The sequence below is a fragment of the Acinetobacter sp. MYb191 genome, from assembly GCF_037572605.1.
Classification (GTDB): domain Bacteria; phylum Pseudomonadota; class Gammaproteobacteria; order Pseudomonadales; family Moraxellaceae; genus Acinetobacter; species Acinetobacter johnsonii.
Genome location: NZ_JBBGZP010000013.1, coordinates 333,083 through 348,103, shown reverse-complemented (window position 1 = coordinate 348,103; position 15,021 = coordinate 333,083). Strand labels below are relative to the sequence as shown.

At 41.2% G+C, this 15,021-nt stretch carries 11 protein-coding genes; 4 read left to right on the top strand and 7 right to left on the bottom strand.

The window, feature by feature from the left end; translation table 11 throughout:
- Positions 1 to 25: 25 nt before the first annotated feature.
- Positions 26 to 409 carry a twitching motility response regulator PilG gene (gene pilG / locus WH214_RS08560; RefSeq protein WP_004694493.1) on the bottom strand — a complete coding sequence of 128 codons (384 nt, stop codon included), beginning with the start codon at positions 407 to 409 and terminating at the stop codon, positions 26 to 28.
- A gap of 280 nt (positions 410 to 689) precedes the next feature.
- Here pilG and WH214_RS08555 point away from each other — a divergent pair, with 280 nt between their 5' ends.
- From WH214_RS08555 to WH214_RS08540, 4 genes are all read left to right on the top strand, one after another.
- On the top strand, positions 690 to 1,328 hold the full coding sequence (locus tag WH214_RS08555) for a hypothetical protein (protein ID WP_087010454.1): 639 nt from the start codon (positions 690 to 692) through the stop codon (positions 1,326 to 1,328).
- Between the two features lie 57 nt (positions 1,329 to 1,385).
- A complete protein-coding gene (locus WH214_RS08550; protein WP_339421452.1) occupies positions 1,386 to 2,510 on the top strand; it encodes an efflux RND transporter periplasmic adaptor subunit in 1,125 nt (374 codons plus the stop codon).
- A 20-nt stretch (positions 2,511 to 2,530) separates the two neighbouring features.
- Positions 2,531 to 5,635, top strand: coding sequence for an efflux RND transporter permease subunit (locus WH214_RS08545; protein WP_339421454.1), 3,105 nt, complete (start codon positions 2,531 to 2,533; stop codon positions 5,633 to 5,635).
- Positions 5,636 to 5,730: 95 nt separating this feature from the next.
- The gene (locus WH214_RS08540; RefSeq protein ID WP_339421456.1) at positions 5,731 to 7,449 is read left to right on the top strand and encodes a proline--tRNA ligase; all 1,719 of its coding nucleotides are present in this window, start codon (positions 5,731 to 5,733) and stop codon (positions 7,447 to 7,449) included.
- Positions 7,450 to 7,506: 57 nt separating this feature from the next.
- On the opposite strand, the gene WH214_RS08535 is transcribed toward WH214_RS08540, so the two are convergent.
- The 6 genes from WH214_RS08535 to WH214_RS08510 all read right to left on the bottom strand — a co-directional run bounded on the left by WH214_RS08535 (position 7,507) and on the right by WH214_RS08510 (position 14,846).
- Positions 7,507 to 8,859 (bottom strand): hypothetical protein, encoded by a 1,353-nt coding sequence (locus tag WH214_RS08535; RefSeq protein WP_339421457.1) that lies wholly within the window; start codon positions 8,857 to 8,859, stop codon positions 7,507 to 7,509.
- Between the two features lie 24 nt (positions 8,860 to 8,883).
- Positions 8,884 to 11,169, bottom strand: coding sequence for a DUF6160 family protein (locus WH214_RS08530; protein WP_339421458.1), 2,286 nt, complete (start codon positions 11,167 to 11,169; stop codon positions 8,884 to 8,886).
- Between the two features lie 26 nt (positions 11,170 to 11,195).
- Positions 11,196 to 11,879: a hypothetical protein gene (locus WH214_RS08525; RefSeq protein WP_339421459.1), complete on the bottom strand. Its 684-nt coding sequence runs from the start codon at positions 11,877 to 11,879 to the stop codon at positions 11,196 to 11,198.
- 9 nt (positions 11,880 to 11,888) lie between these two features.
- Positions 11,889 to 13,331: a hypothetical protein gene (locus tag WH214_RS08520; RefSeq protein ID WP_218288078.1), complete on the bottom strand. Its 1,443-nt coding sequence runs from the start codon at positions 13,329 to 13,331 to the stop codon at positions 11,889 to 11,891.
- Between the two features lie 237 nt (positions 13,332 to 13,568).
- Positions 13,569 to 14,138, bottom strand: a complete 570-nt coding sequence (dcd, locus tag WH214_RS08515) for a dCTP deaminase (RefSeq protein WP_004694514.1) — start codon at positions 14,136 to 14,138, stop codon at positions 13,569 to 13,571.
- Between the two features lie 114 nt (positions 14,139 to 14,252).
- On the bottom strand, positions 14,253 to 14,846 hold the full coding sequence (locus WH214_RS08510; protein WP_339421460.1) for a LysE family translocator: 594 nt from the start codon (positions 14,844 to 14,846) through the stop codon (positions 14,253 to 14,255).
- Between the last annotated feature and the right edge of the window lie 175 nt (positions 14,847 to 15,021).

Below are 15,021 nucleotides of genomic sequence, written 5' to 3'. Positions count from 1 at the left end.
TTTTCCCCAATTACACTTATATTATTTATGCTGAAACATGATTACGAATCGCATTTAATAATTCATCTTTACTAAACGGCTTTGTTAAATATTCATCTGAACCGACAACACGCCCTTTGGCTTGGTCAAATAGACCATCTTTGCTAGAGAGCATTACGACAGGAATATTTTGATAATTTTGTGAATTTTTGATTAATGCACACGTTTGATAACCATCTAGTCGTGGCATCATAATGTCGACAAATACGATATCAGGATTGGCTTGAGCAATTTTTGACAATGCGTCAAAACCATCGACGGCAGTCACCACTTCACAACCTTCACGTTGCAATAATGTTTCAGCTGTACGACGAATGGTTTTTGAATCATCAATGACCATTACTTTTAGATTCTGGAATTTATCGTCCATTTAATATGACCCTTCCCATTTTTAGAATGTTTGTAGAAACAGATTCGTAGACGCTTTACAAGTTACGTACACTTTTAACATATATTTACTTATATTTTCAACGAACAGTTTCCGCATAAAACCACACTTCATCTTCTTTTTAAGAACGGCTTCACACTTTCCTATACCCGTCGATTTTTTTTTGACTGATTATATTTTTTATTCCTAAATTTAGGACTAATATAGCACTATTTATTGCTTGTAAATAAGTAATTTAGTCAACTTTAAACTGGGGGTATCGATGCTGAGGGAGTTTAATCACAAACTTGCTTTGATCGTGAAAAAAAGGATGACTGCGAAAGTCATTTTGCTGGCTTTGCTAAGTTTGCAGACCATCTCGATTATGGCCGATCCACCTAAAGCGGTCTGGTATCGATATTACGACAGTAAAGGCATCGCGAACGTCAGTAGCAGTGTCACCCCCAACCATATTCGTTATGGTTATGAAGCACTCGATAGCAACATGCAAGTGATTCAACGGGCACGCCCATACAACGCAGAAAAAGATGCGCAATATGCGCCGCAACGTGCAGCAGCAGCCAAGCAACGCGAGTCAGATCTTAAATTAAAACGCGCTTATACCAACAGCCAAGTCGCCACTCAAAAACGCAATACCGCCCTTTCCTATATCTTAAAGCAGATTAAGTTTCAGCAAGATGAATTAAAACAATTACAGAATGACCGTATTGGATTCTTACGCCAAGAAAAAGAGAACATGCGTAAAGGCAAAAGCAATCCGAAACCGCTCCAAGATATGATTGATTATAACTCCAAAAATATTGTGATGAAAAAAGAGCAAATACAATCGTTACAAAGTCACTATCGTAATACCAAGGCTGAATACGACAGAATTATTGCTCGTTTAAAAACACTTGAATAATCTGCGTTTTATTTACAGTGTGCTGACTTTCGCCGCTAGACCAAAGGATTTGACTCAATGCAGGCTGCACCATGTATAAAAACTAAATTAAGCCGCCAAGTGCTCCCTATTTTTAAACTCAGTCCGCTGTGTTTGTGCTTACTCCTCTCGGCCTGCCAAAAACAAGACGAACCCACCTCACCTACTTCTAGAGCTAAAATCGAACTGATCGCAGAAGACTTAGTCCAGTTCCAAGAAGGGCCTTCTATCCAACGTACAGCCTTTACTGGCACCATTCGAGCCGTCAACCAAAGTTCCATTCAGGCTCAAGTGACAGCGACAGCCACCGCCGTCTCCGTTCAAGTTGGACAAGCCGTTCAAAAAGGCCAAGTACTGGTTCGATTGAATAATCAAGATAATGCTGCACGTCTCGCTCAGGCTCAAGCCAATCTTGCTTCAACCCAAGCCCAAGCCAATCTTGCAAAAAGCATGGTTCAAAGAAAAAAACGTTTACTCGATCAGGGCTTTATTTCTAAAGTGGAATATGAACAAAGCCTTGTAGACTATCAAGCTCAATTAGAAAATGTACGTGCGCAACAAGCCAATGTTGATATTGCCGAAAAAGCGGATAGCGATGGCACTATTTTAAGCCCGATTTCAGGGGTTATTACTCAACGTCAGGTGGAACCTGGACAAACAGTATCCGCAGGACAAACCCTTTTTGAAATCATTGACCCGAGTCATTTAGAAATACAGGCCAAAATTCCAAGTGATCTACAAGCCGCTTTAAGTTTGGGAGAAAAAATTGAATATCGGCTGCAAGGCAATCCCCAAAAACTGACAGCCAAGCTTACTCGTATTTCCCCGATTGCAGATCCCACAAGCCGTCAAATTGAGTTTTTTGCTCAGCCAATTGAAAGTATTAATTCATTGAGTATTGGGACCTTTGTAGAGGGAGACATACTTGATTCACAGTCCATCACAGGCCAAATTATCCCGCTTGATACCATTCAGGATATACAAAATTCGCCTTATGTTTGGGTGATTCGCCACAATAAAATTGAGCGTATTCACATAAAAGTCTTGGAACAACGCTATAGCAATAACAGCTCTGTAGTACAGGGACTACAAACCGGCGACCGCATCAGTCGTATAAAGTTTAATGAAAAAGATTTGCATCAAATGGTGACAATCAATCCATAAAATAAGAAAAGGTTGTTGCTATGTGGTTAACCCGTATTAGTGTAAAATATCCTGTTTTTACCATCATGATGATGTTTTGTCTGATGGTTTTAGGCTTAGCCTCTTGGCAAAGAATGGGAGTTGAGGAGTTTCCTGATGTCGATTTCCCCTTCGTGGTGGTGTATACCACATATCCAGGAGCATCGCCTGAAACGGTGGAGTCTGAAATTACCAAGAAAATGGAAGATCAAATCAATACCATTTCAGGTTTAAAACAGGTCATTTCACAATCTAGCGAAGGCTTATCGACCATTATTGCTGAATTTGATCTCGATGTTTCTTCTGCTATAGCCGCACAAGATGTCCGCGATAAAATTGCACCAGTCACCGCTCAATTTCGAGACGAAATTCAAGACCCGATCGTTGAACGTTACGATCCTTCTGCCAATGCCGTGATGTCAATTGTATTTGAATCACAAAACATGTCACTGAAAGCGCTCAGTTCTTATTTGGATCAGCGCATCGTTCCACAGTTTAGAACCGTTTCTGGTGTTGGGACCGTCAACTTATTAGGTGATGCCAAGCGACAAATTCGCATACAGATTGAACCCCACAAATTACAAAGTTTTGGGATTGGTATTGACCAGATCATCAACACGGTAAAAGCTGAAAATGTCGAGGTTCCGGGTGGAACGTTGAAACATGGTAACAGTGAACTTGTGGTCGAAATTAAGTCTAAAGTGATTCATCCTTTAGCCTTCGGCGATTTGGTGATTGCCAATAAAAATGGTGTACCGATTTATTTACGCCAAGTTGCAAGCATTTCAGACAGCCAAGCAGAACTTGAGTCGAGTGCCTACTTAGATGGTAAAACCGCGGTTGCGATTGATATTTTACGCAGTTCCGATTCAAATGTGATTGACGTGGTCGACGGCACATATGAGACCTTAGCAGATATCCAAAAACAGTTACCTGAAGGCACCACAGCAAAAGTCGTGGTAGATTCATCCAAAGGCATTCGTAACAGCATCACCGATGTTGCACGCACCATTATTGAAGGCGCGGCTCTTGCCGTTTTGATTGTCCTGCTGTCTTTAGGCTCATTCCGTTCCACCGCCATTACAGGCATGACGTTGCCGATAGCTCTCCTTGGCACTCTGACGTTTATTTGGATCTTTGGCTTTAGCATCAATATGATGACCTTACTGGCACTATCACTCAGTATTGGTCTACTGATTGATGATGCGATTGTGGTCCGTGAAAATATTGTGCGACATGCGGACATGGGCAAAGACCCTGTCACGGCAGCCCTTGATGGGACCAAAGAAATTGGACTCGCTGTTTTAGCCACCACCTTAACCATTGTTGCGGTGTTCTTACCTGTGGCGTTTATGGGCGGTATTATCGGTCGCTTTTTCTATCAGTTTGGTGTAACCGTCAGTACTGCTGTGCTGATCTCCATGTTTGTCAGCTTTACTTTAGATCCCATGCTATCTGCACATTGGGCTGAACAGCATAATCCATATAAACCACCCAATCGAGTCAAACGTTTCTTTAATTGGATTTCTAGTAAACTAGATAATCTCAGCCATGGCTATGAGAAATTACTCAAGCTTGCTCTGCACTTCCGATTCATCACCCTCATGATCGCTGTGGCTTCACTGTTCGGTGCATTCGGCTTATCTAAACTGATTGGAACAGAGTTTGTCCCTGTTCCAGATAAAGGTGAGATTCGGATTAAGTTCGAAACACCTGTCGATGCCTCTTTGGAATATTCACAAGCCAAACTGCTGCAAGTCGATAAAATTATTCAGCAGCACCCTGACGTTCGAGCAACTTATGCTGTGATTAATGGCGTTACAGATCGTGGTAAAAACCATGTCAGTATTCGCGTAACCGTCACGCCACGTACAGAACGTAAGAAAAGCTTAACCGACTTAAACAATGAATTCCGTCAACGCCTACAACAAGTGGGTGGCATTACCGTGACCTCAATTGCCTCGGCAGATGAAACGGTATCGGGCGGGCAAAAGCCCGTGATGATTTCCATCAAAGGTCCAGACTTAGCCGAATTGCAAAAAATATCAGACCGCTTTATGGCAGAAATTGCACAAGTCAAAGGCATTGTCGACTTAGAAAGCTCACTTAAAGCCCCTAAACCGACTTTAGGCGTACATATTAATCGGGTCTTAGCCAGCGATTTAGGGCTATCGGTCAACCAAATTGCCAATGTCATTCGACCACTGATTGCAGGGGATGATGTCACCACATGGCAAGACAACAAAGGTGAAACCTATGACGTTAACCTGCGCTTAACTGAAAATGCACGTAGCTTACCTAGTGATGTACAAAACCTTTACCTCACATCGCAAAAAACGGATGCCAATGGTCAAGCTTTATTGATTCCCCTTTCTAGTGTTGCGCATTTAGAGCAAAGTCTGGGGGCATCGCAGATTAATCGTCGCGATCTAGCAAGGGAAGTCTTAGTTGAAGCCAACACTGCAGGTCGACCTGCAGGTGATATTGGTGCAGATATTAAAAAAATTGAAGACAACTTTGACCTTCCAGCAGGTTATAGCTTTGACACACAAGGTTCAAACAAAGACATGGCTGAATCTGCAGGTTATGCCATGACCGCAATCACCTTATCCATTGTGTTTATTTATATAGTACTGGGTTCGCAGTTCAATAGTTTTATTCACCCTGCGGCGATTATGGCTTCCCTGCCACTCTCGTTGATAGGGGTATTTTTAGCACTCTTCTTATTTAACTCCACCCTGAACTTGTTTTCTATTATCGGTATTATCATGTTGATGGGCTTGGTGACGAAGAATGCAATTCTATTGATTGATTTCATTAAAAAAGCCATGGATCACGGCGTTGATCGTTATCAAGCGATTATTGATGCGGGTAAAACACGCTTACGGCCTATTTTGATGACCACAAGTGCCATGATAATGGGCATGGTACCTCTGGCTTTAGGGCTAGGTGAAGCGGGGGAACAAAGCGCACCTATGGCACATGCAGTGATCGGCGGTGTCATTACATCGACACTGCTGACCTTGGTGGTGGTTCCTGTGATCTTCACCTATTTAGATGACTTTAAGAACTTTATGCTGCGTCAAGTACGTAAAATCATGTCATAATAATCAACATTTTTCTGAGGCGGTGTCGACATGCCTCCTCATTTTTTATCGTATAATCTTTGACTTTCAAAGTTTAAAATTTTAGGACAGTTTCCATGCGCGCGAGTCGCTTTTTATTTGCAACGTTAAGAGAAACCCCAAATGATGCAGAAGTGATTTCACATCAACTAATGCTACGTGCTGGGATGATTCGTAAATTGGCTTCAGGTTTATACACTTGGCTGCCGATGGGCGTTCGCGTATTAAATAAAGTTGCAGCGATCGTTCATGAAGAAATGAACAAAGCGGGTTCACTCGAAGTCCTGATGCCCGTCACTCAGCCAGCATCTTTATGGGAAGAATCTGGTCGATATGTCCAATACGGGCCTGAATTGCTTCGTTTTAAAGACCGCCATGGCAACCCTTTCGTGCTTGGTCCTACACATGAAGAAGTTATTACCGATCTTGCGCGCAATGAACTCAAAAGCTATAAACAATTGCCTGCAAACTTCTATCAAGTACAAACCAAATTCCGTGATGAAATTCGTCCACGTTTCGGTGTAATGCGTTCACGTGAATTTATTATGAAAGATGCTTATTCTTTCCACGCAAACCAAGAATCACTGCAAGAAACCTATGACATCATGTATGGCGCGTACTGCAAAATCTTTAGCCGTTTAGGTTTAGATTTCCGTCCAGTACAAGCCGATACAGGTTCAATTGGTGGTTCAGGCTCACATGAATTCCACGTATTAGCATCAAGTGGTGAAGATGATATCGCCTTCTCGACTGAATCTGACTATGCAGCAAATATTGAAATGGCTGAGGCCGTTTTAGTCGGTGAACGTGCGGCGCCAACCAAAGCTTTAGAAGTTGTCGATACACCAAATCAAAAAACCATTGCAGATGTATCAAACTTCTTAAAATCTGATCCTGCACACTCTGTAAAAGCCTTGTTAGTACAAGGTATTGCAGCCGAAGAAGGCGAAGCAACTCCGGTAGTGGCATTGTTCTTACGTGGCGATCATGAGCTAAATGAAATTAAAGCCGAGAAGCATCCGCGCATTGCATCACCATTAACTTTTGCAACTGAAGAACAACTTGCTGCACTGGGTTTAACCGCTGGTTTCTGTGGACCACAAGGCTTAGTTGAAAAAGGCCTAACGGTCATTGTCGACCGTGCTGCATCGGTACTGTCTGACTTTGTTGCGGGTGCAAATGAGGTTGATAAACACGTGACTGGTCTAAACTGGGAACGTGATGCACAGTTCACTGAAGTTTATGACTTACGTAATGTGGTTGAGGGCGATCCTTCTCCAGATGGTAAAGGTACGCTGCAAATTAAGCGTGGTATCGAAGTGGGGCATATTTTCCAACTCGGTCAAAAGTACTCAGAAGCTTTGGGCTGTAAAGTTCTAGGTGAAGATGGCAAACCATTTACGGTAACCATGGGTTGTTACGGTATTGGTGTAACACGTGTAGTTGCCTCTGCAATTGAGCAAAACTTTGACGAAAAAGGCATTATTTGGCCTATGGCAATTGCACCGTTTGAAGTTGCCATTGTGCCTATGAATGCACATAAGTCTCCACGTACTTTAGATGCAGCTGAAGCCTTATATGCTGAACTCACGGCAGCAGGTTATGATGTTTTACTGGATGATCGTAACGAACGTCCAGGCGTGAAATTCTCAGACCTTGAGCTTACAGGTATTCCTCACCGTATTGTGATTGGTGAGAAAGGCTTGGATGCAGGTACTTTTGAATATAAAGGCCGTCGTGATGCTGAATCTGTAAACATTTCTAAAGAAGAGTTATTGGCGAAAATTGCAAAATAATTCATTTTAGATTAAAAAAATCCCGCGTATATCGCGGGATTTTTTATGAAAATTTAATTAGCAGAATTTTAAACCACCGTAACAGTTTGATCTAAAGTTTTGCCCTTGTAAGCTTAAATTGGTCAGTGGAAAATCCAAAGTCGTCGTATTCATTGGAACATTCCCAACAACTAAGGCAGAACCACCGACACATCCTGTTAAAAGATTACCGCAATTTCGAGGATTGTCCGTTAGATCTTTATTAATACCTGCAATGGTTTGTTTTAAGACTTCATTGGTAATTGCCACTTTGGTCGTTGGGCTTAAGCTACCCAGTTCGACTTCATCTTCCATTGCCAGCCACCAACCTTTATTCGCACCAACCGCAGCACCCGTCCATAAAATATCTTGGGACTGCAAGGATAATGATGCTGGGTTGTTTAAATACAGTGCATGAATTAAGCCTAAACTTTGGTTCACAGTGATATCTGTTTTAAGCCCAGTAATATTGCCGGACACCTGTTTATCTAAGTTTAAAAAACCGAGTACTTTAGCTGTTAATTGTCCACTAAAATCAATTTGCCCAACAGTACCCGTCCCTTTTAAAGTTACATCCTTCATTCGAGTCCCCGACACAACTGTCGAATTAATCGTAAAAGGCGCTGTAGTCGAAGATAAATTTAAATTATAAGTATCAGACGTATATGAAATATCATAACATGGGTCTAAAAAACCACCTACACAAGTTGTCCCAGAACTACTTCCGAGTAATCGTCCTTGCACAATACCATTCATAGTTAATCCTGTATCCGCAAAGGTCATGCTACGAGCTGCTGTCACTGCAGTACCAGATGCAGTTTTGGTTTTCATATATCCACTAAAGGTATTAATTCCATTAGGTACCGCATTATTATTTGCATCTACATCATTATTGGTACCTAATGTCATCAAGCCTTTAATCTTTTCAGCACTCACACGAAAGCCTAACACCTCACGTGTTGCAGCTGAAGTCGGATTTTTAATCGCAAACTGAATAAATGGATTTGTGATTAATGCCGAAGTTGCTGCACGCTGATCCGATGTATAGTTCGGATCATCAGGCAATCCACTTAAGCCAATATGATCGATATCAATATCACAACTGTTCGCCCGAATGGAATTGTTGTCGCCACCACATCCTAATTGAAGCTTTTTAATATTGGCATTCAACTCCAATTCGGCACTTAGAGCCAACTTATAAAACCCAATATTTGATTGATTATATGTTTTCCCTTGTGCATCGGTTGTATTCGTCCCCTGCTGAAACTCTAGATTCATCAAAGATTGACCTTCAACTTCTGACAACTCCTCGTCATTTAAAGCGGTCATCGCATAACTTTGACTCAAGCCTAATGTTGCTGTGATTAGAATTGAAATTAAAGACTTATTCATTTTATTTATTCCTTGTCATCCTTTTTAGCGCGGCGTAATCCCTAATGTGCTACGCATAGCCCCACCCGTAATGGCAATATCTGCAACCTTCTGCATGGTACCTGTTGGAGACAATGCAACCTCCGTTCTAAAGGCAGTTCCTTGTCCACCTGCTAATGCTTTATGGTTAAATTGCACTTGATTGTCTATGACAACTGAGTCCTTTTGCATATGAATTTTTCCATTCAAACCTAAGTGACCTTGCATTTTGTTTAAGTTAAAACTTGAGGTTTTTGTTGCTGTTCCATTACTATCGGTATTACTTAAACTAATAAAACTGCCTTTTTTACTTTCATTACTCAGGTCTGTGCTACTCAACATATTAAACTCAAAATTGGATTTAAATGACAAATAGTTGCTTTGTGGTGTCCCGCCTACGGCCTCAAGCCCTGGAATAATAAAGAGTTCGCCTTTACCATCTAACATAAAAGCAATCGATGCGAGAACATCATCTTTTTTGCCAAAGTTATTAATCGGCACGACTTCTTTGGCACAACTATTCACCCCTGCTGGACAGTTATACAGTGCACCCGGAAGCTGCCCAATTGCGATTTCCGCATTGGCAGCAAACAATAAATTATCAGCTTTGATATAGATTTCATTTTCATTAAAACCAATCACACCATTGGCTTTAAAATATGAATCAATATTGCGTAAGCCTGTATAGTAGTTAACTTCTTCGCCATGCTTACTCATCGCACCATCAATGACGATAATAGACGTTGTTTTCGGGTTGCCTTGACTATCTTCACCATAACCATCGGTTGATACCGCGATGTCATAGCCCAACCCATCCTTCACTGTTCCAACGGTATTGGTATATTTCTTGGCAAAAAATGCCGCATTGGCATTTAGGTTATAAATTGGAATACCTAAACCCCATGTTCCTTCGTTAGTATTGTTTACTGCAATCGAATTATCTGAAATAAAGCGGGCTTTGCGTGCAATAGCTTGAAAATCGAGCCCACGTACAGCAATAAAAGCCATATTTGAAGCATTGCCCGTTGGTGATGGGTTATAAATTAACTCATAGTTTTGTGCACCCAATATCGTCTTAATTTGGTCATTAACCACAAAACCCATTGAGTTAGTTCGAATGTTATTGATATAAATCTGGCCAAAATCAATATAGGCATTTTGACTGTTTATTGCTGAATTTGGGTCAGTAGAAGTACGCACGTTCAGCGGTGATAAGTTTGAAAATTCGATGGCATAACTACCTGTACCAGTATGCCCTAATTCAAACGTTGTCGGTGTCGCAGCGCCGAGCAAACTATTCCCTGCACGAGTAAAGTCAGCCGATACATTTAAATGTAAGCCGCCCGCATTCTTAAAACCATAACCTGCAGATGCAACCACCTCATTTTCTTGAACATTGCCGTTAACACGGTTGACCGTATTAAACTTAGCAACACCAGTTTGGTCAGCATTCAATGCGATCTTGCCATTGGTTAATGCACCCGATGCCCCTATCCGAATTAAGTTCCGGTGAGTCGAGTTTGCTGAGCCATAACGTAAATCAACGTTTAACCCCGGATTTGTGGCATTACCTACACGGCTGTCATGTACATCTGTCTTATCTTCCACTCGACCTAAAACAACAATATTATCGCCAACACTACCCTTGGAGGTGAGAACCACACCTTCCGTTTCATCGATATAGAGGTATCCATCAGCAGATAAATTGAAGTTGAAATCTTTTAAGGTTAAATCTTGATTATTTTGTCCATAACTAATACTAGCATTCTGCAATTTAAAATCTAAATGCACCTTTGAGTCGCGGTTAAACAGCCCATTCGTCGTTGCCAAATACACTTCAAAAGGTGAAATAGTTGAAAGCTTAAAACTTCCTAAATTTTGATCCGTTTCACCCGTTGCACAATTTGGTGAACACATCAGCATGATTTGGGCAGCCGTTGCGGTAAAAGGTGACACACTGGCAGAGAGCTGAATGCCAACCCCTTGCGTACCATTGGCTAATTGTGTTGTTCCCACATCAAAATCGAGTTTGGTTTTAATGTTGTTATAACCAGTCGCCGTTTTAACGTCAATATTATGTAAACCCAGTTTAATCGGTGTTTTTCCGACTTCCGCTGGATCGACCCAATTCAATTGTTTAATGTCAACTTTTGAAGCTTCATGGGTAATTGAAATACCATCTTGACCCGTTACATCACTTAAAATCTGATCATTCAAAGCTTGTAATGCATAACTTTGATTCGCTGCACAGATACACAGTGTCAGAAGGTTTAGTTTTATTATTTTATGCATCTCAATATCCTTTTGAAACTATGTGTCTAACAGCGGCTACCCGCAGTGCCCGAGCAGTTATAGCTAAAGATTTTTAGATTTCCATCCAGATGTAAGTTTCCGTGAACATTTAAGCCCATAAAACCTTGTTCCTGACCTTTATCAAAAGTGGGGACAATTTTACTCGTACCATAACTGTTATACGTTGAGGTATTGAAATATCCATTTTCACCACTTTCTACTGAAAGGCTGGAAAAACCTAAGTTACGAATTTTAAGGGGTTTATCATCGAAAAACTTTAACAGCATCGCAGTTTGTGGCTTACCTTCTTTATTCAGAATTGTGGTACCTTCCAGCGAAAATTTATCAATTTGCATGGTGCCTTGAAACTGCTTAAACACCAGCCATTTTCGTTGCCCATTTTCCTTATGATTATTTGGAGAAATGGCAATACGACACAGTTCTAATAAAGCGCAGTCTTGATTTGCGCGCATTTGATAATACGCTTCAGTGACAATAGCTCGCCCATTTGCATCTACACCATTGATCCTAGAGATCGTATTTAAACTCATATCATTAGCATATTGGTGGTTGATCGATAAGGTTAAGCTCAAATCTGCACCGCCCTGTCCAGTCACACCGACCAGTTCCTTATTATCCAAATCTACCAAACCCGCTTGAGACAACATGGATACAGACATCAACATGGTTACACATAATTTTTTCATCATGTCAGTATCCTATAGCCCTGTGGTCTTAATTTTTAAGTGTTGGATCAATACACCATCTATAGCAACCGAACCGAGATTTACAGGAACTGCTGTTCCAGTCCCGCGGAATACCACACCAGTAGATTGTGTCGCCGTATTGGCTTTGAGCGTATTGGTGGTCGGATCTCGTGTCACGCTACCAATCGAAATACTGCTATGTGTTGCGTTATTCCCTTGGTACTGAATCGCGGTACTCCCTGCCCCCGTTTGAACAAAATTCGAACCACAATAGGCCACATTACAGGTTGATCCTTTATAGTCAGCATTGTTTCCACCCTGTACATCTGGGTAGTAGGTATAAATCTGCTTATAAATCTCAGGCACATTCGGAATACGCGTGACTTCGAGAATAATATTGCGTCCTTCCGAACCTACAACAAAAGGCTGATACATATTACCCAAGACCAAGTTAATATTTGGGCTGTATAAATAAAGTCCCTCGCTCGCATCAAAAATTGGAGCCAATGAACGATCTAATGCGGGTGTGACTGCCGTACCGTCGTTGGTCGCAGCTGTGCTCAGTCGAAGGACTTTAGCATTCAATAGCGCTTTATTTGCGTCGTTGTTGGCATAGACCAATCCAGATGGATCATCATTGGTATTGATCCGAAGTAAGGCTGCCATCCCAAAGGTTTTATTTTGCTGGTCTAAGGTAGATGCTTGAGTTTGAAACATACGAACCTGTGAACCATTTAAACTCAATCCGTTGGCAACCGCTTGTAAACGTATTCTTTGATTTAAACTTAAATCAGGATCCGCAGCCGCATTGGTTGTTGTCGGTGCACCAGTGATAGGGTCCACTTTATTCTGGGAGTTCCAGCTACGCGAAAAAGCATCCCACCATAGACCTAATTTAATATTATTATCTGTGTCACTCGCTACAACCGTTGCTAAAGGTGCTTCCAGCCCTAGAAAACTTACATCTGAACTTGCATTCGACTGATGAAACTGTTTAATCCCCGTGGCTGTGCCAGCGCGAAATAACCAAGGGTTAACATCGCTTCCCCATGTAAAACCCTGATTGCTGAAACGACTATTGGCATTATTATCAGACCGTGAAAGTGCTAAACCATAAATAAAGATGTCCGCTTTGGTTCGTTTCGTGGTCAGATCATCGGCATTGGTATATTTGGAGTAGTTCTCACCCACAGGAATAATACGAATGAAACCCGTGTCGTATTGTTGTGGATTGGCCACGCCACGGTTATAACTAGAAGCCGTGGAGAGATCATTAGCCCCTTGAAACACCATCTTGAAGTTTTCAGGAAGTAAAGCAATGCCTTCACCCGTAGTATCCGCTAGATATTCATCGGAAAGTGACTCAAGGGCAAATGTAGGCTGCGCAAGCATGAGTCCGACAAGACTAGCTAAACAGGATTTTTTCAATCCTGCGGGATATATACGATTTGTCATCTCGACCATCCTTATTATTCGATGCTCCGCATCTTTATGTACTGCATCCTTTGCTTGGCATTCTACTCTGCGCACTATAATTTTTATTTGCGTCAACCAAAGCACTCTATTTCACAATTGATTATGCTGAAACTCAGCACAAATGCAAAACCAACTGTCCGATAATATTTATTTTCCGATGAATGAATTGACATAAAAAAAGCGGATCAATGATCCGCTTTTTTGAATATTTAAAACTTAGGTCTTCGGTAAAGTCACACCTGTTTGACCTTGGTACTTACCACCACGGTCTTTATACGATGTTTCACACACTTCGTCAGATTCGAAGAACAACATTTGTGCAACACCCTCACCTGCATAAATACGTGCAGGAAGATTAGTTGTATTCGAGAACTCTAAAGTAACATGACCTTCCCACTCAGGCTCAAGTGGTGTGACGTTTACGATAATACCGCAACGTGCATAGGTCGATTTACCCAAACACACAGTCAACACATTACGTGGAATACGGAAATACTCAACGGTACGAGCTAAAGCAAATGAGTTCGGCGGAATAATACAAACATCAGCTTCAATGTCGATAAAACTTTTATCATCAAAGTTTTTTGGATCTACAATTGCCGAGTGAACATTGGTAAAAACTTTAAACTCACGCGCGCAACGAACATCATAACCATAGCTCGACACACCATAAGAAATGAGTTTTTGACCATTTTCATCTAAACGAACTTGGTTTTCTGCATACGGTTCGATCATGCCGTGTTTTTCGCTCATTTCGCGAATCCAACGATCGGACTTAATAGCCATTTATTCTTTCCAAAAAAGCTTAATTTCAATAATTGCGTTGTACTTTAACTGAAATCGCTTTCAATGAAAATAAGCGCGTTTAAGTTCGCAAAATTTCTGTCTTTAATTACTAAATTAAAAACTTAAAATCGCAGAATAGCTCAGTGGAATCGAAAAACTCATCAAAACCAGCGACGCTGTTTTTTGCAGGTTAGATTGGTTCAGCCAACGAATTTTATTGCTCGCTAAAATTGACCCAATAAAAGTCCAAAAGAAAGCTATAGGAACAATTAACACCAAAAACAGCGACATATGCGAAAGGTAATAATCCAATTTTGTCCACGCAATAGTCGGGAAAATGGCAGAAGCAAATAACAATGCTTTAGGGTTCAATAATGTTGCCAAAAACAGTTCACGCGCCCGAATAGTCGGTTGATTAAAACTCATCTCGACATCGGCTGTACGCCATAATTTGATGGCCAAATAAATGATATAGCTCGCACTGAACAGTTTTAAAATGGTGGGCAATAAAGGCAAGTGCACAGACACTTTTCCAATGAGGAAGCCCCATGCCGTGATTGAAATGAGATAACCAAAAGCTTCTGCAGGAATAAGACGCAAAGATTTACGAATACCGACTTGAATGCCTGAAGAGGCAAGTAAGGTATTGGTCGGTCCTGGAGTTAAAAGAATGGTTATCACTAAACCAATAAAAAACCAAGTGACCATATTCACAGACCCACATATATATAGCTATAAGCGTAATGACTTGCCTTGCTGAAAGCAATCAAATTTAGTGAACCGTGATAACAGTTTTTTTAATTTTCATTCAATAAGTAACATAAATGAAGCGTAAGACCCTTACCAAATCTAGCTTTCATAAAGATGACGCCATATGCTTTAT